General features: G+C 71.8%; 16 protein-coding genes and 1 pseudogene. 12 read left to right on the forward strand and 5 right to left on the reverse strand.

Annotation, left to right across the window (positions count from 1 at the left end):
- Positions 1-40: 40 nt before the first annotated feature.
- Positions 41-1,075: an SMP-30/gluconolactonase/LRE family protein gene (locus ACZ4VT_RS10375; RefSeq protein ID WP_467948299.1), complete on the reverse strand. Its 1,035-nt coding sequence runs from the start codon at positions 1,073-1,075 to the stop codon at positions 41-43.
- 305 nt (positions 1,076-1,380) lie between these two features.
- Between ACZ4VT_RS10375 and ACZ4VT_RS10380 the strand changes: the two genes are divergently transcribed.
- The 8 genes and pseudogenes from ACZ4VT_RS10380 to ACZ4VT_RS10415 form a co-directional block, all read left to right on the forward strand.
- Complete coding sequence (locus tag ACZ4VT_RS10380) at positions 1,381-2,895, forward strand: vanadium-dependent haloperoxidase (RefSeq protein WP_467948301.1); 1,515 nt, start codon at positions 1,381-1,383, stop codon at positions 2,893-2,895.
- A gap of 166 nt (positions 2,896-3,061) precedes the next feature.
- Entirely contained in the window at positions 3,062-3,832 is a 771-nt protein-coding gene (locus ACZ4VT_RS10385; RefSeq protein ID WP_467948303.1) for a 2,3-dihydro-2,3-dihydroxybenzoate dehydrogenase, read from the forward strand.
- A gap of 64 nt (positions 3,833-3,896) precedes the next feature.
- Complete coding sequence (locus ACZ4VT_RS10390; protein WP_467948305.1) at positions 3,897-4,574, forward strand: isochorismatase family protein; 678 nt, start codon at positions 3,897-3,899, stop codon at positions 4,572-4,574.
- Positions 4,571-6,448, forward strand: coding sequence for a chorismate-binding protein (locus ACZ4VT_RS10395; protein WP_467948307.1), 1,878 nt, complete (start codon positions 4,571-4,573; stop codon positions 6,446-6,448). The genes ACZ4VT_RS10390 and ACZ4VT_RS10395 overlap by 4 nt, the downstream gene beginning before the upstream one ends.
- Positions 6,445-6,975 carry a DoxX family protein gene (locus tag ACZ4VT_RS10400; protein ID WP_467948309.1) on the forward strand — a complete coding sequence of 177 codons (531 nt, stop codon included), beginning with the start codon at positions 6,445-6,447 and terminating at the stop codon, positions 6,973-6,975. Before ACZ4VT_RS10395 ends, ACZ4VT_RS10400 begins: the two co-directional genes overlap by 4 nt.
- Before the next feature lie 3 nt (positions 6,976-6,978).
- Positions 6,979-8,169: a 3-hydroxybenzoate 6-monooxygenase gene (locus tag ACZ4VT_RS10405; RefSeq protein WP_467948311.1), complete on the forward strand. Its 1,191-nt coding sequence runs from the start codon at positions 6,979-6,981 to the stop codon at positions 8,167-8,169.
- A 19-nt stretch (positions 8,170-8,188) separates the two neighbouring features.
- On the forward strand, positions 8,189-8,803 hold the full coding sequence (gene wrbA, locus ACZ4VT_RS10410) for an NAD(P)H:quinone oxidoreductase (RefSeq protein WP_467948313.1): 615 nt from the start codon (positions 8,189-8,191) through the stop codon (positions 8,801-8,803).
- A gap of 100 nt (positions 8,804-8,903) precedes the next feature.
- A pseudogene (locus tag ACZ4VT_RS10415) lies at positions 8,904-9,208 on the forward strand (hypothetical protein); the annotation flags it as partial.
- Here the strand turns inward: ACZ4VT_RS10415 and ACZ4VT_RS10420 are convergent.
- Positions 9,183-9,968, reverse strand: a complete 786-nt coding sequence (locus tag ACZ4VT_RS10420) for a VOC family protein (protein ID WP_467948314.1) — start codon at positions 9,966-9,968, stop codon at positions 9,183-9,185. The pseudogene ACZ4VT_RS10415 and the gene ACZ4VT_RS10420 overlap by 26 nt on opposite strands.
- Positions 9,969-10,143: 175 nt before the next feature.
- Between ACZ4VT_RS10420 and ACZ4VT_RS10425 the strand changes: the two genes are divergently transcribed.
- A complete protein-coding gene (locus ACZ4VT_RS10425; RefSeq protein ID WP_467948316.1) occupies positions 10,144-10,989 on the forward strand; it encodes a sulfurtransferase in 846 nt (281 codons plus the stop codon).
- A 54-nt stretch (positions 10,990-11,043) separates the two neighbouring features.
- On the opposite strand, the gene sepH is transcribed toward ACZ4VT_RS10425, so the two are convergent.
- Entirely contained in the window at positions 11,044-12,102 is a 1,059-nt protein-coding gene (gene sepH, locus ACZ4VT_RS10430; RefSeq protein WP_362855553.1) for a septation protein SepH, read from the reverse strand.
- Positions 12,103-12,589: 487 nt separating this feature from the next.
- On the opposite strand from sepH, the gene ACZ4VT_RS10435 reads away from it, so the two are divergent.
- Positions 12,590-13,414, forward strand: a complete 825-nt coding sequence (locus ACZ4VT_RS10435) for a hypothetical protein (protein ID WP_467948318.1) — start codon at positions 12,590-12,592, stop codon at positions 13,412-13,414.
- A gap of 33 nt (positions 13,415-13,447) precedes the next feature.
- On the opposite strand, the gene ACZ4VT_RS10440 is transcribed toward ACZ4VT_RS10435, so the two are convergent.
- Positions 13,448-14,785, reverse strand: coding sequence for a D-arabinono-1,4-lactone oxidase (locus tag ACZ4VT_RS10440; protein ID WP_467948320.1), 1,338 nt, complete (start codon positions 14,783-14,785; stop codon positions 13,448-13,450).
- Positions 14,727-15,992: an MFS transporter gene (locus ACZ4VT_RS10445; protein WP_467948321.1), complete on the reverse strand. Its 1,266-nt coding sequence runs from the start codon at positions 15,990-15,992 to the stop codon at positions 14,727-14,729. Before ACZ4VT_RS10445 ends, ACZ4VT_RS10440 begins: the two co-directional genes overlap by 59 nt.
- Before the next feature lie 170 nt (positions 15,993-16,162).
- Between ACZ4VT_RS10445 and ACZ4VT_RS10450 the strand changes: the two genes are divergently transcribed.
- Both ACZ4VT_RS10450 and ACZ4VT_RS10455 read left to right on the forward strand, forming a co-directional pair.
- Positions 16,163-17,317: a ferrochelatase gene (locus ACZ4VT_RS10450; RefSeq protein WP_467948323.1), complete on the forward strand. Its 1,155-nt coding sequence runs from the start codon at positions 16,163-16,165 to the stop codon at positions 17,315-17,317.
- An 11-nt stretch (positions 17,318-17,328) separates the two neighbouring features.
- Positions 17,329-18,132, forward strand: coding sequence for an inositol monophosphatase family protein (locus tag ACZ4VT_RS10455; RefSeq protein ID WP_467948324.1), 804 nt, complete (start codon positions 17,329-17,331; stop codon positions 18,130-18,132).
- The last annotated feature ends 172 nt before the right edge of the window (positions 18,133-18,304 follow it).

Raw genomic sequence — 18,304 nt, forward strand, 5'->3', positions numbered from 1 at the left:
TCCGGCTGGGAGGGGGCGGCCCGCGTACGTGCAGGTGCGATCAGATGCCGTGGACGGCCGCGATGGTGAAGGGGGTCTCGGGCGTTCCCGGGCCCAGCGGACCACCCTTGTCGAACTGTGAGCGGACGACGAGGAGCCGGTCGCCCTGGCGGATGAGCGAGGTCGGGGCCTGGAGCCGGTCATCGGTGAGCGTGCGCTCCAGCCGGGCCGAACCACCGTCCGAGGAGACCCGCCACCGGGTGAGGGTGTTGTCGAGGTTCTGTGCCGCCCAGAGCCGGCCGTTCTTCAGCTCGAGGCCGTCGCCGTGCACCAGACGCGGACCGTCGAGTTCGACACGGCGGATGGCACCGCTGGCGATGTCGAGCCGGTACAGGTCGCCGCCCGTGTAGTCGACGGTGAGGAGGTAACGGCCCGACGGATCGGCCACGATCCCGTTCACGGTGAACGAACCCGCGGGATGCGGCGCGAGGTCGTCCGTCAGATCGAAGCGGATGTCGAGCTGTCCGGTTCCGCCGGCCTGCTCCACCTGACGCAGCTGCTCCGGCGTGACCCCGTACACGAGGGCGCCCGCGGTGTCCGTGATGTACGCCGTGCCATCCGGGGCGATGGCGATCTCGTTGAGGAAGGACGCCCCCTGGCGCGGCGAGTGCAGGCGGGCGATCCTGCTGCCGCCGCGGGTGTCGTACACGGTCACCCCGGCCGGGTCGGCCACCCACAGCCGGCCTGCCGCGTCCACCTTGACTCCGGTGGCGAGGTACCTGCCGTCCGCACCCGAGGGCAGGAAGGGCACCGCGTTGCGACGGCCCGCGGGGATGCGCAGGATGCTCCCGTCACCGAACGAGGACACGTACAGGTCGCCGGTGCGGGCATCGGCGGCGAGCCCCTCGGGGTAGACCTTGTCGCCCGGCAGGACATGGGCCGTGTGGATGGCCTGCCAGGACTGGGCCTCTGTGCGGACCCGTGCTTCGCCGGTGGCGGACACGGATGCGGCTTCGGCGGTGGAGACGAGGCTCAGCGCGAGCGCGGCCGCGAGCCCTGCGGTGGTCACGGCGCGAAGCCGGAAAGCACGGGACATCTGACTCTCTTTCCATAGTGGCTGATTCACGCCGGAGCATCTGCCTCGTCGGACGCGTATTCCACTGCCTCTGCCGAAATGTGTCATGTGCGAGGGCAGTCCATCAGATCTCACCTCTGAATTCGGCCGTGACCTGACACAAGCGAGGCCGGTCGGTTCCGGAGCCCTGATGTCGTGGATAACGTCTGGGGCATCGGAACGCCTCGTCCGACCGAACTCGAATGGTCCGGTTCTGTGTGCGCCCCTCTTCTTGGCGGTGGCGTCGGCGTGGTTTCGCATTTCCCTTCCCGTTTCAAGGAGAAGAAGTGAAAGCCAGCATTTCTGGTGCCCCCGCAAAGCGTGTCAGCCGCCGTACCGCGCTGATCGCCACCGGCCTGCTGCTGGCCACGGCCGTCGGCACCGGCACCGCCGGCGCCGATCCCCAGGATGCGCAGACCGCCGAGACCCGGGCGACCTCCGCCTCGGTCGAGCGGGAAAGCGTCGTCATCAAGTGGAACAAGGCGACGTACGACGCGACGGCGGCCACGGCCGTCAACGGTCAGACCCCGCCCGCCGTGGGTGCCCGTACCTTCGCCATCGTCCACGAGGCCGTCTTCAACGCGTGGGCCCCCTACACCGCCTCCGCGCGCGGCACCCAGCTCGGCGACGACCTGCGCCAGCCCCGCTGGCAGCGCACCGAGCGCAACAAGAACAAGGCCATCTCCTACGCCGCGTACCGCGCTCTGGTCGACCTGATGCCCACCCAGAAGCCGCGCTTCGACCAGCTGATGGCGGACCTGGGCTACAACCCCGGGGACGCGAGCACCAGCCCGTACACCGCGGTCGGCGTCGGTAACACCGTGGCCGCCAAGCTGCTCGAAGTCCGGCGTGCGGACGGGGCGAACCAGCAGGGCAACTACGCCCAGCCGGCGGACCACTGGTACAAGCCCGTCAACCCGCCGCAGAAGCTCGGCGCCTTCGACAAGTCGACGGTCGTGGACCCCAACCGCTGGGTGCCGTGGACCATCGGCCCCAACACGCAGGTGTTCCAGACGCCCCACTTCGGTGAGATCACGCCGTTCGTCCTGTCCAAGGAGAAGCTGAAGTCCTTCCGTCCGGGTCCGCCGCCGGCCTACGGCTCCGCCGAGTCCAACGCGGACATCCAGAAGCTGATGGACATCAACGCGAATCTGACCGACCGGCAGAAGATGATCACGGAGTACTGGCTCGAGACGGCCGAGTCCCCGACCGGTCACCAGAACCAGTGGGCACAGTTCGTCTCCCGTCGTGACGGGAACTCGCTCGACGAGGACGTGAAGATGTTCTTCACGCTCAACATGGCGATGGGCGACGCGGGCATCGTGGTCCGCGACACCAAGGCGACCTACGACTACGCGCGGCCGCAGAGCATGATCTCCTACGCCATGGCGGGCCGACAGGTCCAGGGCTACGGCGGCCCGGGCAAGGGCACCGTCACCCTCGACGGTGCCAACTGGTACCCGTACCGCGGCATCCCGCCCTTCGCGGCCTACGTCTCCGGCCACGCGACCTGGGGTGCGACCGCGGCCGAGGTCATGAAGCTGTGGACCGGCAGCGACACGTTCGGCGACGGTGTCACCCTCAAGGCCGGCTCCTCCAAGTTCGAGCCCAACATCACGCCGAAGCAGGACGTGACACTCAAGTGGAACACCTTCACCGAGGCGTCGAAGGAGGACAGCATCTCCCGCCTGTACGCGGGCGCGCACTGGACGTTCGACGTCGAGGTGGGCGAGGAGATCGGCCGCAAGGTCGCACGTGACGCCTTCAACGTGGCCGTCGAGAAGTACATCAACGGTTCCTGATCCAGGGAATATCTGGACTGACGTGTGGGGCCGGTGCAGACCCCCGCCCGGCCCCGCACGTGAACCATCCGAATTCCCCAGTGCCGGAATTCGATGTTTCAACATGGGGGAATTGTGTTCCCCCCTGAGGGGAATCCGCGAGCCTGAAAGAGAGGACTCGATCACCATGCGAGGCAGAACCGCACTGGTTACCGGTGCGGCCGGCGGCATCGGCGAGGCAGTGGTCCGCACGCTCGCCGCACGTGGAGCGCAGGTCGCCGCCGTCGACCACGATGCGGAACGCCTGCGGCTGACCGTCAAGGCCGCCGTCGCGGAGGGGCTCACCGTCGAGGCGTTCCATGGCGATGTGACCGTGAGCGCGGAGGTCGAGACCCTCGTCGCAGACGTGGAGGCCCGGCTCGGCCCGGTCGACCTCCTCGTGAACACGGCCGGGGTGCTCCGGCTTGGCGAGGCCCGCAGTCTCAGCGACGAGGACTGGACGGCCACCTTCGCCGTGAACACCACCGGCGCCTTCTACGTCTCCCGCGCCGTCGTCAACCGCATGGTGCCGCGGCGGCACGGCGCCATCGTGACCGTGGCATCCAACGCCGCAGGCACCGCTCGCGTGGGAATGTCCGCGTATGCCGCGTCGAAGGCCGCCGTCACGATGTTCACCAAGTGCCTGGGCCTCGAGGTCGCCCGGTACGGAATCCGCGCCAACCTCGTCGCTCCCGGCTCCACCGACACCCCGATGCTGACCTCGATGTGGCAGGACGAGAGTGGCGAGAAGGCCTCGATCGACGGGGTCCCCGAGCAGTACCGCGTCGGCATACCCCTCGGCAAGCTGGCCCGCCCCGCCGACGTGGCCGAGGCGGTGGCCTTCCTCCTCTCCGACCAGGCCGGGCAGGTCACCATGCACAGCCTCACGGTGGACGGCGGCGCCGCGCTCGGTCTGTGAGCCCTGCCGCCCCGGTCCGTCTTCCGACTCCACCCGCGCCCCCCACCAGCCGAGGAGACCGTCCGTGTCAGGAATCCCCAGCATCAGCCCCTACCCCATGCCCGTGGCGGGCGCCCTTCCCTCCAACACCGTCTCCTGGAGAGTCGATCCGGACCGGGCGGTCCTCCTCGTCCACGATCTGCAGAAGTACTTCCTGGCCCCCTTCCCGGCCGGCGAGCAGCCCGTGGTGGACCTGGTGCGCAATGCCGCGGCGCTGCGCCACGCTTGCGCCGCCCACGGGATGCCCATCGCGTACACCGCCCAGCCCGGCAGCATGACACCGCAACAGCGGGGTCTGCTGCGGGACTTCTGGGGCCCGGGGATGACGGCCACCCCCGCAGACCGTGCGGTCGTCGACCCGGTCGCGCCCGCCGAGGGCGACTGGATGCTCACCAAGTGGAGGTACAGCGCCTTCTTCAAGACCGAGCTCCTGGAGCGCATGCGGTCCTCCGGACGGGACCAGCTCGTCGTCTGCGGCGTGTACGCCCATGTCGGCATCCTCGGCACGGCGCTGGAAGCCTTCGGCAACGACATCGAGACCTTCCTCGTCGCCGACGCCGTCGCCGACTTCACGTGGGCCGACCATCTGATGGCGCTGGAGTACGCGGCAGCTCGCTGCGCTCACGTCACCACCACGAAAGAGATCCTGTCGGCCCTGCCGACCCGCCACGAGGACAACAACGCTCAGGAAGGCCGATCATGACCGTGGATCCGCTCGACCGCGTCCTGGTGGACCGGCCGCCGCCCTTCGCGCTGATCAGCCGCCCTGGCACCACCGACGCCGACCGCCTCGACCTGCTACTGGGCGACGTGGTGGCGGTGCCGGATCTGGCCTCCGTACCGCTCGATCCCCCGCTGCCGGCGGCCGGGACACGGCAGGACGTGCTCGTGCTTGTGCCCTACCGGCAGATCGCGGAGCGCGGGTACGACGCACCCGACGACGGCACGCCACTGCTGGCCATGCGGATCACCGATCAGGCGGTGCTCTCGCTGGAGGACGTACGCAGGCGCATCTCCGACGCACCCGTGCCGCTCGCCGAGGGCGCCGACTTCGACGTCGACGACGACGCGTACGCCGATACTGTCCGCCGGGTCGTAGCGGATGAGATCGGCACCGGCCAAGGCGCCAACTTCGTGATCCGCCGTTCCTTCATCGCCGACATCACGGACTACTCGGTCGGCGTCGCCCTGCGTTTCTTCCGCCGTCTGCTGGAGCGGGAGACGGGCGCCTACTGGACTTTCATCGTGCACACCGGAGACCGCACTCTCGTCGGAGCCTCGCCGGAACGCCACGTCAGCGCCATGGGCGGCGATGTCGTCATGAACCCCATCAGTGGCACCTACCGCTACCCGGCCGACGGTCCCGACCTCGCCGGAGTCCTCGCGTTCCTTGACGACGCCAAGGAGCGGGACGAGCTCTACATGGTCGTTGACGAGGAACTCAAGATGATGGCCCGGATCTGCGACGGCGGAGTGCGCGCAGTCGGCCCCCGCCTCAAGGAGATGGCCCACGTCGCGCACACCGAGTACTTCATCGAGGGCCGCTCCTCCCGCGACCCGCGCGAGATCCTCCACGAGACCCTGTTCGCCCCCACCGTCACCGGTTCCCCACTGGAGAACGCCTGCCGTGTGATCCGGCGGTACGAGCCGGCCGGCCGCGGCTACTACAGCGGCGTCCTGGCCCTCATCGGCCGGGACGAACTCGCAGGACGCACCCTCGACTCCGCCATCCTCATCCGCACCGCCGACATCGACGACGGCGGCCGGGTGCGGATCGGTGTCGGCGCCACCCTGGTGCGCCAGTCCGACCCGGAGTCGGAGGTTGCCGAGACCCGGGCCAAGGCCGCAGGCCTGCTTGCCGTGCTCGGTGACACCGGACCCCGCCGCTTTGCGGCCCACACGGAGGTACGTGCGGCACTTGCCAGGCGCAACGAGTCCGTCGCCGGCTTCTGGCTGGCCGGTGAGAGCGACCGCACGCGTGCGGTTCCCGGGGTCACGGGGCGCGAGGTGCTCGTGGTCGACGCGGAAGACACGTTCACGGCCATGCTCGGCCACCAGCTGCGGGCCATGGGCGCGAAGGTGACGGTGCGCCGCTTCGACGAACCGTACGCGTTCGACCCGTACGACCTCGTGGTGCTCGGCCCCGGACCCGGTGATCCGCGCGACCGCGAGCACCCCAAGATCGCGCACCTGGGGCGGGCGGTCGACACTCTGCTCGCCGAACAGCGGCCGTTCCTTGCCGTCTGCCTCAGCCACCAGGTGCTCGCCGCCCGGCTCGGCTTCCCGCTGATCCGGCGGCGCATCCCCAGCCAGGGGCTGCAGCGTGAGATCGACCTGTTCGGGCGGCGTGAGCGAGTCGGCTTCTACAACACGTTCGCCGGCCACAGTGCCGAAGACAAGGCCGATACCCCCTTCGGAGTCGTCGAGATCAGCCGGGATCCGGCCAACGGGGAGATGCACGCCCTGCGCGGACCGGGCTTCCGGTCCATGCAGTTCCACGCCGAGTCGGTGCTCACCGAGGACGGAGTACGCATCGTGGGCGACGCGCTCACCGGACTGCTGAAGGAGCGGGCGTGAAGGCGAGGTTGCGCCGATGGGCCGCTGCCTACCAGCGGCACAGCCCGGCGGTGCTGCGGGCCAGTGTGGGACTGCTGTACGTGTGGTTCGGAGTGCTGAAGTTCGTGCCCGGCATGAGCCCGGCGGAGGGCATGGCCACCGAGTGCATGTCCCGTATGACGTCCGGAACCGTACCTGCCGAAGTGTCGGGGCCGTTGCTCGCGCTGATGGAAGTGCTGATCGGGGCAGGCCTGGTCACCGGGCTGCTGCCACGCCTGACCATGGGGGCCTTCCTCGTTCACATGGGCGGGGTATTCGCCGCGCTGGCGATCATGGCTGACGCCGTATGGGTGCACGCCCCCTTCGCACCCACGATGGAGGGCCAGTACATCCTCAAGAACATCGTGCTGATCGCAGCCTGCCTCGCGGTCGCCACCCGCCCGTCCGGGGGCAGCCGGATCGCAGCAGGAGGAAAGCCCCTGGACCCGGGGACGCCCCGTGCGCCGGACCTGCCCGCCTTGCACCACATGACGTCGAAGGGTCCTTGAGCCGTGGTGGACACACTGATCGCCGGTGGTGGCATCGGTGGCCTCGCCGCCGCCGTGTCCCTCGCCGACCGCGGGCGCGAGGTCACCGTGCTCGAGCGCCGGGACACCTTCACCGAGCTCGGTGCCGGAATCCAGATGGCCTCCAACGCCTTCCACGCCCTGGACCGGCTCGGAGTGGGCGAGCGCGTGCGCGAGCGGGCCGTCCACATCGACGAACTGCGCTTCATGGACGGCACCACGGGGGAGAAGGTGGCCGCCCTGCCGCTCGGCGCCGCATATGAGAACCGCTTCGGCGGCCCGTACGCCGTCGTACACCGGGCCGACCTGTACGAGCCGCTGCTCGATGCCTGCCGGGCCCACCCGCGGATCACACTGCGCACCGGCGCTGACGTCGTCGCATACGAGCAGGGCGCCGGCACGGCGACCGCCGTCCTGCGCGGCGGGGAACGTGTCCGAGGCGTGGCCCTGATCGGAGCGGACGGCATTCGCTCCGCGATCCGGGGCCAACTCGTCGGGGACGGCGAGCCCAGGGTGTCCGGTCACACCATCTACCGCTCCGTGATCCCCATGGAGGAGGTGCCAAGTGACCTCCGCTGGAACAGCGTGACCTTGTGGGCGGGCTCCAAGTGGCACTTCGTCCACTACGCGATCCGGGAGGGCCGGTACCTCAACCTTGCCGCGACCCGGGACGACGGCGCTCGCGACCCCGTCTCCGGCAGGCCGACACAACACGCGGACGTTCTCGCCGAGTTCCCGGAGACGGTCGGGGTCCCGCGTCGGCTCCTGGAGCTGGGACGGGACTGGAAAACCTGGGTCCTGTGCGACCGCGACCCGGTCGACGGGTGGACCGACGGGCGCGTCACCCTGCTCGGCGACGCCGCCCACCCCATGTTGCAGTACGCCGCCCAGGGCGCCTGCCAGGCCCTTGAAGACGCCGTCGCCATAGGGGAATTCCTGGACCGCCCCGACGGGGACGTGCAGCAGGGCTTGGAGGAGTACGGCGCGTCTCGCCGAGAGCGCACGGCCCGGGTCCAGCTCGCGGCCCGCTTCATGGGCACACACATGTATCACCCGGCGGGCACGGCGGCGGCGGAGCGCAACGCGCTGCTGGCGTCGTTGTCGGCCGAGGACCTCTACGACCGGCTTGCCTGGCTGCACGGCGTGGCGTACCCGACCACGTCCGCCACCACTTGAGAACGGGAGCACCCACCTCATGACCAACGTCGCCGTCATCTACTACTCGTCGACCGGCAATGTCCACAGGATGGCCGAGGCGGCGGCCGCGGCCGCCGAGAAGGCCGGGGGCTCGGTGCGGCTGCGCCGGGTGGCGGAGCTCGCTCCCGCCGAGGCGATCGCCGAGAACCAGAGCTGGGCCGACCACCTGGCTGCCACGGAGCACGTCCCCGAGGCGGTCCTGGACGACCTGGCGTGGGCCGACGTGATCCTCTTCGGCACACCGACCCGCTTCGGCCTGCCGGCGGCCCAGCTCAAGCAGTTCATCGACACCGCGGGCGGCCTCTGGTTCCAGGGCAAGCTGGCGAACAAGGTCGCCTCGTCCTTCACGTCGACCTCGGCGGCCCACGCGGGGCAGGAGGCCACGCTGCTCGCCCTGAACAACACCTTCTACCACTGGGGTGCGGTGATCGTGCCGCCCGGTTTCGCCGACCCGGTGCAGTTCGGCGAGCTGAACGGCAACCCGTACGGCGCGAGCAGCGTCTCGGGCAACGCCCCCGACAACGTGGCGGAGGACAATCTCGCCGCCGTCGAGTTCCAGGCACGTCGGGCCGTGGAGATCGCGGCTGCGCTGAAGCGTGGCCTGGCGGCCTGAGCCGACCGTGTGTGGCCCAGGCCTCCGGCGCGGGTTGGTGGGTGGTCAAGCAAGAGCACGCCGGCTCTCCGGAATCGGCCACAACCGGTCCGCTCGTGGGCTCCAGGTCGAGGCGATGTGCTGGTGCGGGGCCCGTGCCACGCACAACGCCCGCACGGTGGGTGGCGAGATGTCGTGGAGGGCGAGCAGGTCGCCGTCGGCGACGTCAACCGTTCCTCGGAGGAGATCGGCTATGAGGTCCTCTGCCGCCACCACCGCAAGCGGACGACCTCGGCCGCCGCCCACGCGGGCGCCCTCTCCCCGGACGTCCTCCCGGTCAACCACTCCCGGGCCGTCTCTTTCGGATCTTGCCTAACCGGCCAGATCCACAAGAGACGACCTAGCCCGGCGACCCGACGAGGGTGAAGACCGCGCCCTCCGGGTCCGCGACCGTGGCCTGGCGGCCGCGCAGGCCCTCGCGGGGCGGGTCGATGACGCGGCCGCCGAGGTCGGCGACGCGGGCCGTGGCCGCGTCGGTGTCCGCCACCTCGAAGTACGCCATCCAGTGCGGGCCGCGGTCGTGCGGCAGCGAGCGGCCCACGCCGTGCACCGCGGCCACCGGCCGGCCCTCCAGGTTGAGGGTCAGGTAGTCGAAGTCCTCGGTGGCCGTGCTGTGCGCAAGCGCCTCGTGGCCGAAGACGTGCTCGTAGAACTTGCCGACCGTCGAGGTGTCCTGGGTGACCAGCTCGTTCCAGATGGGGGTGCCCGGTCCGCCGGGCAGCCGGGTGCCCATGCGGCTCTGCGCCTGCCACAGCCCGAAGATCGCGCCCAGCGGGTCGGAGCAGATCGCCACCCGCCCCGCGATGCCCGCGTCCAGCGGGCCCACCGCGACCGTGCCGCCGCACGAACGCACCGACTCGGCGGTCGCGTCGGCGTCGTCCGTGGCGAGGTACGTCGTCCAGGCCACCGGAAGATGCCGGTCCGGCGGCATCTCGCCGATCCCGGCCACCTCCCGGCCGTTCAGCACGGCGCGTACGTACGGGCCGAGCTGCTCGGGTCCCGGTACGTACTCCCAGCCGAACAGGTCGGCGTAGAAGTCCTCGGTGGTTCCGAGCCCGTGCACCATGAGGCTCACCCAGCACGGGGTACCGGGCGTGCGCCGGGTTGCTTCCGCTGCCTCGGTCATGTCAGCCGTCTCCTCCGTCGTGCCGCTTACCGGTGCTGATGCTTCCACTCCGGAGGACCCCGCGCGCCCCGACCGCGCCGCATCGCGGGGTCCTGGCGCGGAGTTGACCGGATCGGTGCGCCCGCCGATGACGGGCTTGTTACGCCGGTTCCGGGCGGGGAGGAAGATGGCCGGCATGACTGCGACACATGCGATCCTCTCCGCCGCCGAGCTGAGGAACGAGCTGGCGGGCTCCCGGCCGCCGGTGCTGCTGGACGTCCGCTGGCAGCTCGGCGGCCCCGACCAGCGGCCCGCCTACGAGGAAGGACACCTGCCCGGCGCGGTGTACGTCGACCTCGACCGCGAACTGGCAGGTCCGCCGGGGGCCGGCGGGCGCCACCCGCTGCCGGACCCGGAGGCCTTCGGGGCGGTGATGCGGCGGGTCGGCGTCTGCGCGGACGTGCCCGTCGTTGTGTACGACGGCGGCCAGGGCTGGGCGGCCGCCCGGGCGTGGTGGCTGCTGCGCTGGACGGGTCACCCGAACGTGCGGGTCCTGGACGGGGGATTGGCGGCGTGGACGGCGGCCGGAGGTGGGGTGACGGCCGATCGGGTGACTCCCGAGGAGGGTGATTTCAAGCCAACTCCGGGTGCGGTCGGGCTGCTGGACGCGGATGCGGCGGCCGTACGGGCGCGCGAAGGGGTACTCCTCGACGCCCGGGCGGGGGAGCGGTACCGCGGCGAGGTCGAGCCGATCGACCCGGTCGGCGGCCACATCCCGGGCGCGCTGTCGGCGCCGACCACGGAGAACGTGGGCGCGGACGGGCGCTTCCTGCCCGCGGACGCGCTGCGTGCCCGGTTCGAGGGCCTCGGGGCCTCCGAGGGCGGCCCGGTGGGCGTGTACTGCGGCTCGGGGGTCTCCGGAGCCCACGAGGTCCTCGCGCTGGAGGTGGCCGGCATCGCGTCCGACCTCTACGCGGGCAGCTGGTCGGAGTGGTCCTCGGACCCGGCCCGCCCGGTGGCCACGGGACCCGACCCCCAGTAGGGGGCCTGCCGGCAGGCGAGGCGTACCGCCGCCGGGTCGTCCCCGGCGGCGGTGCTACTCCTGCTTCTTGCGGCGGGTGCCGAAGACGATCTCGTCCCAGCTCGGCACCGCCGCGCGCCGCCCGGGGCGGACCCCGTCGGCCTCGGCCTGGCGGTCGGTGGTGCCCGTCAGGCGGTCGCGGTGGCCCGCCACCGTACGGGGCATCAGGACGTCGGCGTACGCCGAGCCCGCGCCCGCCGAGGCGGCCGGGGCCGGCGGCTCCTCCGCCTCCGGTTCCGTCGCCGGGGCGTCGGTGCGCTCGGGGACCACCATGTCGCCGCGGAAGCTCGGGACCGCCTCCAGCAGGCTCGTCAGCGTGTCCCGCTCCTCCTCCGGGTCCGGCGCGGGCGCCGGCCTGTTGTCCGGCCGCTCCAGCTGCCGGTCCAGGGCGCGGTCCAGCGGACGGTCGCGCGGCAGCCGCGCGATCCTCGGCACGAAGGGGAAGCTCGGCTCCGGCGTCGCCGGCAGGTCCTCCGACTCGCCGATCAGGGAACGGGCCTCGTCGTCCACGGCCACGACCAGCCGGCGGGGCGGGTCGTAGGTCCAGCTCGCCGAGTGCGGCTCGCCCGCGACCCGGTAGACGAGGAGGACCTCCCAGGTGCCGTCGTCGCGGCGCCAGGAGTCCCACTGCACGGATTCCTTCTCGGCCCCGCGCAGGGTCAGCCGCTCCTGCACGGCCTCGCCGAGCTGCGGCCCCGTGTTCTCGCCGGGACGGCGCACCGGGGTCTTGCGGGCCCGCTCGGCCATGAAGGCGCGCTCGGCGAGCACGGGGCCCTCGAAGCGGCGTACGCGGTCGACGGGGATGCCGGCGAGTTGAGCGACCTCCTCCGCGGAGGCACCGGCCCGTATGCGGGCCTGGATGTCGCGGGGGCGGAGGTGGCTCTCGACCTCGATCTCGATCTGGTTCAGGCGCGCGCGGTCGTTGCGCACGGCAGCCCGCAGCCGTTCGTCGATCGGAAGCGTGTACTCCGTGCTGTCCCCAGCCTTGAGCACCAGTCGTGTGCCGTCATTTGAGACGGCCACGACACGCAGTTCGGGCATGGGGACCTCCCGGGTGGTGCCTGCCGACGTCACGTGCGTCGCTGCTTCCGCTAGTCGAGTGTGGCCTGCCCGGGTGCAGCCTGCCACAACCTTGCCGAGTTAAACCGGCGTGTCGGGCATGCGCCCTTGATCGCCGTTATGGCACGGTTACCTGTTGGGCACGCACAGTGACCGAACGGTTACTGTGCGCAGCAGGAGCCCGTGCAATACCGCGGCATCACCGGTCTTGAGTGCCGTTCTCCATCAGTCGGCCCCCTCTCCCGAGTCCGGACATCCGAAAGGAAGGACGGCCCCAGGGCTCGCCACAGTACTCCATTCGGGCCACCTGGGTGGACCGCCGCGCCGCCGAACTTCTCCCGGACGGCGGGAGTTGGGCTGCCCTCCGCCGGGTCCTGCCTGCACCCCCGTCCGATTTCGGGTGTCTTGCTTCACACAATCACCAGAAACGGAACTATCTGCTTCGCTCAGCGGTCGGTAACTGCTGGAAGAGGAGAAGCGTGAGAGGCGGGACACACACGGGATGCCGAAGGGTCAGAAGACGACGCAGGACGCCGGGGACGCACCGGAGAAGAAGAAGCTCGACCTGAGCGCGGCCCAGGTCGCGGGCTCCTCCCTCGCCACCGTGGCGGCCGCCCTGCTCGCCTCGAAGATGGGCGTCTACGGGACCATCCTCGGGGCCGGCGTGGTCAGCGTCGTCGCCACCGCGGGCGGACCCGTCATCCAGCACTTCTTCCGGCGCACCGGCGACCAGCTGCGCGAGAGCTCCCGGACCGGGGCCCGCCGGGTGCCGCCGCCCCGCGCGGAGCGGGAGCCCGCCCGTGCCATGACGGCACCACCCACGGCCGCGCCCGCAGGGGAGTCCGGCGAGGAGTCCGGCGAGGAGTTCGGCGAGGCCACCGTGCACGGCGCCCGGGTACGGGGCTGGAAGCGCACCGCGGTGGCCTCCGGAGCGGCCTTCGCCCTCGCCATCGGCGGCCTCGGCACCTACGAGGCGATGGCCGGCACCTCCGTCAGCAGCGGCGGCGGCACCCTCTTCTCCGGCGGCACCCACAAGGCCGGCCAGGACCGGCCCACGACGCCCCGGGAGGAGCCGGCGGGCGGCGGGAAGGGCGGCAGGACCCCCGGGTCGGGCGCCACTCCCGGCTCCCCGCCCGCGCCCGGCGGCCCGAGCCCGAGCCACGACGCGAGCGGGAGTCCACGTCCCGACCCCAGCCCCTCCGGTTCCGGGGGCCCGACGCCCGGCCCCTCCCCCTCGAAGGAGACGCCGGCGCCGACACCTCCGTCGCCGACCCCGCCCCCGAGTCCTGACGCGTCGACACCGGCCGCGCGGCAGGGCACTCCCTGACGCCACGTGATGCCGGGCGGCCCCGGCCGGACCTCAGTCGCCCAGGACGCGCCGCAGGTAGTCGTTGCCGAAGACCCGGCCCGGGTCGAGCCGGTCGCGCAGCGCGGTGAACTCGCCGAACCGCGGATAGACCCGCGCGAAGTACTCCGCGTCCCGCGTGTGCACCTTGCCCCAGTGCGGCCGGCCGCCGTGCGCGGTGAAGATGCGCTCGGCCGCGGTGAAGTAGGCCTGGTACGGGGTGCCCCTGTACATGTGCACCGCGACGTACGCCGTCTCTCGCCCCGAGGCCGTCGACAGCGTGATGTCGTCCGCCGGAGCCGTCCGCACCTCCACCGGGAAGCTGATCCGTAGCCTTGAGCGGTCGACCATCGCGCGCAGCTCCCGCAGCGCCTCGACCACCCGCTCGCGCGGAAGGGCGTACTCCATCTCCACGAACCGCACCCGCCGCGGGCTGGTGAACACCTTGTACGGGATGTCCGTGTAGGTGCGCGCCGACAGGGCGCGGCTGGCCACGCGGGCGATGGAGGGGATGGTGGCGGGCACCGCGCGGCCCAGCGAGTTCACGACCTGGAAGAGGCCGTTGGAGAGGAGCTCGTCCTCGACCCAGGCGCTCACCGGTCCGGGCGGGGCGGCGGGGCCCTGGCTGCGGTTGTTCCGCTTGGTGTTGCAATTCCCGGTGTGCGGGAACCAGTAGAACTCGAAGTGCTCGTTCTCCGCGAAGTGCTCCTCGAACTCCGAGGTCACCCGGTCGAAGCCCATGGGCTCCTCACGGGCGGTCAGGAAGAAGACCGGCTCGACGGCGAAGGTGATCGCGGTGACGATGCCGAGCGCGCCGATGCCGATCCGGGCCGCCGCGAAGACCTCGGCATTCTCCTTCTCCGAGCAGACGAGCAGCCGGCCGTCGGCGGTGACCAGCTCCAGGCCGCGGATCTGGGCGGCGATGGACGCCGAGTCGCGGCCGGTGCCGTGGGTGCCGGTGCTGGTGGCGCCGGAGACCGTCTGCTCCATGATGTCGCCCATGTTGGTCAGCGACAGGCCCTCCCGGGCCAGGGCCCGGTTCAGATCCCTGAGGACCGTGCCCGCCTCCACCGTGACGGTGCCGGCGGCCCGGTCGATGGCCCGGATCCCGGCCAGGGCCTGGGGGCGTACGAGCACCCCGTCGGTCGCGGCGGCCGCGGTGAAGGAGTGGCCGCTGCCGACCGCCTTCACCCGCAGTCCCTCTTCGGCGGCCCGGCGGACCGCCTCCTGGAGCTCCCCGACCGAGGCCGGGGTCACCACGCGGGCGGGCGTGGCGGTGACGTTGCCCGCCCAGTTATGCCACGTGGTGCCCGGCCTGCTGTTCCCTGCTGTCCCCGCTGTCGCCGTCGCCATCGCTAGAGGGCTCCTCCCCTTGCGCCGGCCTCGTCAGCCGGCGGTATCCCGCGAACGCCACCGCCGCCGCGGCCACCCCCGCCGAGATGGAGACGACGTACCCGGTCCGCGCGTCGGCCGCGTCCACGACCCAGCCGGTCACGGAGGACCCGAGCGCGATGCCGACCGCGAGGCCGGTGCTGATCCAGGTCATGCCCTCGGTCAGCTTCGCGTGGGGTACGTGCGCCTCGATCAGGGCCATCGTGGTGATCATCGTGGGAGCGATGGCGAGGCCCGAGACGAAGAGCGCCACGGCCAGAAACGGAAGGTTCCCGGCCAGTAGGAGGGGGATCATACTCACGGCCATCGCACATACGCCCAGTACCCAACGGAGTTCCGTCCGGCCTTTGAGATGCAGCAGGCCGAAGACGATGCCGGCCAGGCAGGAGCCGAGGGCCCAGACGGCCAGGATGAAGCTCGCCGAGGACTTGCTGCCCTGCTCCTCCGCGAAGGCCAGGGTGGCCACGTCGATGGAGCCGAAGATCGCGCCGGTCGCCACGAAGGTCGCGGTCAGCACCTGCAGGCCCGGCGAGCGCAGGGCCGAGGTGCGTTCCACGCTCTTGTCGCGCGGGTGCGGGGCGGGCTCGGTCGAGGTCTGGGCGGTGAGCAGCCAGACGCCGACCATCAGGCAGACGGCGGCGATCAGCGGCCCGGCCTCCGGGAACCAGGTGGTGGACAGTCCGATGGCGAGGATCGGGCCGAAGATGAAGCAGACCTCGTCCACCACCGACTCGAAGGAGTACGCGGTGTGCAGCTCGCGCGGGGAGTCCCGGTAGATGACGGTCCAGCGGGCGCGGATCATCGAGCCGACGCTGGGCACGCAGCCCGCGATCGCGGCGCAGACGAAGAGCGTCCAGTCCGGCAGGCCGTACGCGGCGGCCAGCAGCAGCCCGGTGACCGCCGCCACGGAGATCAGGGTCGCGGGCCGCAGGACCCGCCGTTGGCCGTACTGGTCCACGAGCCGGGAGACCTGGGGGCCGATGACCGCGGCGGCGAGCGCCAGCGTGCCGGTGAGCGCGCTGGCCATGGCGTAGCGGCCGGTGATCTCGGAGATCATCGTGAGGATGCCCACGCCGACCATGGAGATCGGCAGCCGGCCTATGAGGCCGGCGGCGCTGAACCCTTTGGTGCCGGGGGCCGCGAAGATGGCGCGATAGGGACTGGGCAAGGGCCCTCCGTAAGGGACGTCGTGGGCCCATACAGGTTACGACCGCCTACCGGGCACCCGCACGGGGAACGTTCCGGACGCGGAACTAAGGTTTACCTTACCTTTGCCGCTCGCCTGCTCCTGGCCGGGCCGCTTCTCCCGCGGGGACGCCGGGTGGCAGGATTCGAGGCATGTCAGACCAGCTCCTCCCGCCCGCCGGCGGGCCCGCCGCCCCGTACGACGCCCTCCTGCTGCTGTCCTTCGGCGGCCCCGAGGGACCCGACGACGTCGTGCCGTTCCTGGAGAACGTCACGCGCGGGCGCGGCATCCCGCGCGAGCGGCTCAAGGAGGTCGGGCAGCACTACTTCGGCTTCGGCGGGGTCAGCCCGATCAACGGGCAGAACCGCGCGCTGCTGGACGCGCTGCGCAAGGACTTCGCCGGGCACGGGCTGGACCTGCCGGTCTACTGGGGCAACCGGAACTGGGCCCCGTACCTCACCGACGTGCTGCGGGAGATGGTCGCCGACGGCCGGCGCCGGATCGCGGTGCTCGCGACCAGCGCGTACGCCTCGTACTCGGGCTGCCGGCAGTACCGCGAGAACCTCGCCGACGCACTGGCCACCCTCGCCGAGGAGGGGCTGGAGCTGCCGCAGGTCGACAAGCTGCGGCACTACTTCAACCACCCCGGCTTCGTGCAGCCCATGATCGACGGGGTGCTGGCCTCGCTCGCCGCGCTGCCCGAGGAGGTCCGGGACGGGGCCCACCTCGCCTTCACCACCCACTCCATCCCGACGGCCGCCGCGGACGCCTCCGGCCCCGTGGAGGACCACACCGGGGGCGGCGAGGGCGGCGCCTACGTCAAGCAGCACCTCGACGTCGCCCGCGTGATCGCGGACGAGGTGGCCGCACGGACCGGGACCGCCCACGCCTGGCAGCTCGTCTACCAGTCCCGCAGCGGCGCCCCGCACATCCCGTGGCTGGAACCGGACATCTGCGACCACCTGGAGGCCCTGCACGCCGAGGGCGCCCCCGCCGTCGTGATGGTGCCCATCGGCTTCGTCTCCGACCACATGGAAGTCCTGTACGACCTGGACACCGAGGCCACCGCCAAGGCCGCCGAACTGGGCCTGCCCGTCGCGCGCTCCGCGACCGTCGGCGCCGATCCGCTGTTCGCCGGGGCCGTACGGGAGCTGGTGCTGGAGCGGGCCGCCAAGGAGCGCGGGGAGCCGGCCGCGGAGTGCTGGGTGGGCACGCTGGGGCAGAGCCACGACCTGTGCGCGGTGGGCTGCTGCCCGGCGCGCAGCCCCCGGCCGGCGGCCGCGGGCGCCGACAGTCCGTACGCCTAGGAAGAGGAACCGTGATCTCCGAAGAGCTGAAGGCAGAGCTGCTGGACGTGGGCCTGGAGGCCGCCCGGCAGGCCGGGGCTCTGCTGCGCGACGGCCGGCCGGCCGATCTGGCGGTGGCGGCGACGAAGACCAGCCCGATCGACGTGGTGACCGAGATGGACATCGCGGCGGAGAAGCTGATCACCGGAATCCTCGCCGAACGGCGGCCCGGGGACGGGCTGCTGGGCGAGGAGGGCGCGGACACGCAGGGGACGAGCGGGGTGCGCTGGGTCGTCGACCCGCTCGACGGCACCGTGAACTACCTCTACGGGCTGCCGAGCTGGGGCGTGTCCATCGCCGCCGAGTACGAGGGCGAGACCGTGGTGGGCGTCGTGGCGGCGCCGATGCGCGGGGAGACGTACCACGCGGTGCTCGGCGGCGGGGCCTGGCTGGGCACGGCGCGCCTCGCGTGCCGGCCGGCGGCGCCGCTGGACCAGGCACTGCTCGGCACGGGCTTCGCGTACGTGCAGACCCGGCGGGCCCGTCAGGCCGGGATCGCGGCCCGGATCATCCCGCTGGTACGGGACATCCGGCGGGGCGGGTCGGCGGCGCTGGACCTGTGCGACGTGGCCGCCGGGCGGCTCGACGGGTACTACGAGCGGGGGCTGAACCCCTGGGACCTGGCCGCCGGCGAGCTGATCGCGCGCGAGGCGGGCGCCCTGACGGGCGGCCGGCCGGGGGAGCGGGCCTCGGGAGAGCTGGCCCTGGCCGCCACCCCCGCCGTGTTCGCCTCGCTGCAGCCGCTGCTGGAGGAGTCCGGGGCCTGGCACGACTGACCGGCCCCCGCGGCCCCCGGGTCCGGTCACGCCGGGCCGGGCCGCCGCAAGCACGCGAACCCCGGGGGGCCCGGGGGGGGGGGGGGGGGGGGGGGTTGGTGGGGGGGGGGGGGGGGGGGGGGGGGGGAGGGGGTGGTGGGGGGGGGGCTTCTTGGGGGGACCACCCAAAACA

It is taken from the genome of Streptomyces sp. NPDC029164, assembly GCF_055563995.1.

What these genes read in the sequence shown, in the direction of transcription:
- ACZ4VT_RS10440 (WP_467948320.1), bottom strand. Translation starts at nt 14,785, where the DNA reads ATGGCGACGGCGACAGCGGGGACAGCAGGGAACAGCAGGCCGGGCACC.
- ACZ4VT_RS10385 (WP_467948303.1), top strand. Translation starts at nt 3,062, where the DNA reads ATGCGAGGCAGAACCGCACTGGTTACCGGTGCGGCCGGCGGCATCGGC.
- ACZ4VT_RS10420 (WP_467948314.1), bottom strand. Translation starts at nt 9,968, where the DNA reads ATGACCGAGGCAGCGGAAGCAACCCGGCGCACGCCCGGTACCCCGTGC.
- wrbA (WP_467948313.1), top strand. Translation starts at nt 8,189, where the DNA reads ATGACCAACGTCGCCGTCATCTACTACTCGTCGACCGGCAATGTCCAC.
- ACZ4VT_RS10450 (WP_467948323.1), top strand. Translation starts at nt 16,163, where the DNA reads ATGTCAGACCAGCTCCTCCCGCCCGCCGGCGGGCCCGCCGCCCCGTAC.
- ACZ4VT_RS10375 (WP_467948299.1), bottom strand. Translation starts at nt 1,075, where the DNA reads ATGTCCCGTGCTTTCCGGCTTCGCGCCGTGACCACCGCAGGGCTCGCG.
- ACZ4VT_RS10425 (WP_467948316.1), top strand. Translation starts at nt 10,144, where the DNA reads ATGACTGCGACACATGCGATCCTCTCCGCCGCCGAGCTGAGGAACGAG.
- ACZ4VT_RS10395 (WP_467948307.1), top strand. Translation starts at nt 4,571, where the DNA reads ATGACCGTGGATCCGCTCGACCGCGTCCTGGTGGACCGGCCGCCGCCC.
- ACZ4VT_RS10435 (WP_467948318.1), top strand. Translation starts at nt 12,590, where the DNA reads ATGCCGAAGGGTCAGAAGACGACGCAGGACGCCGGGGACGCACCGGAG.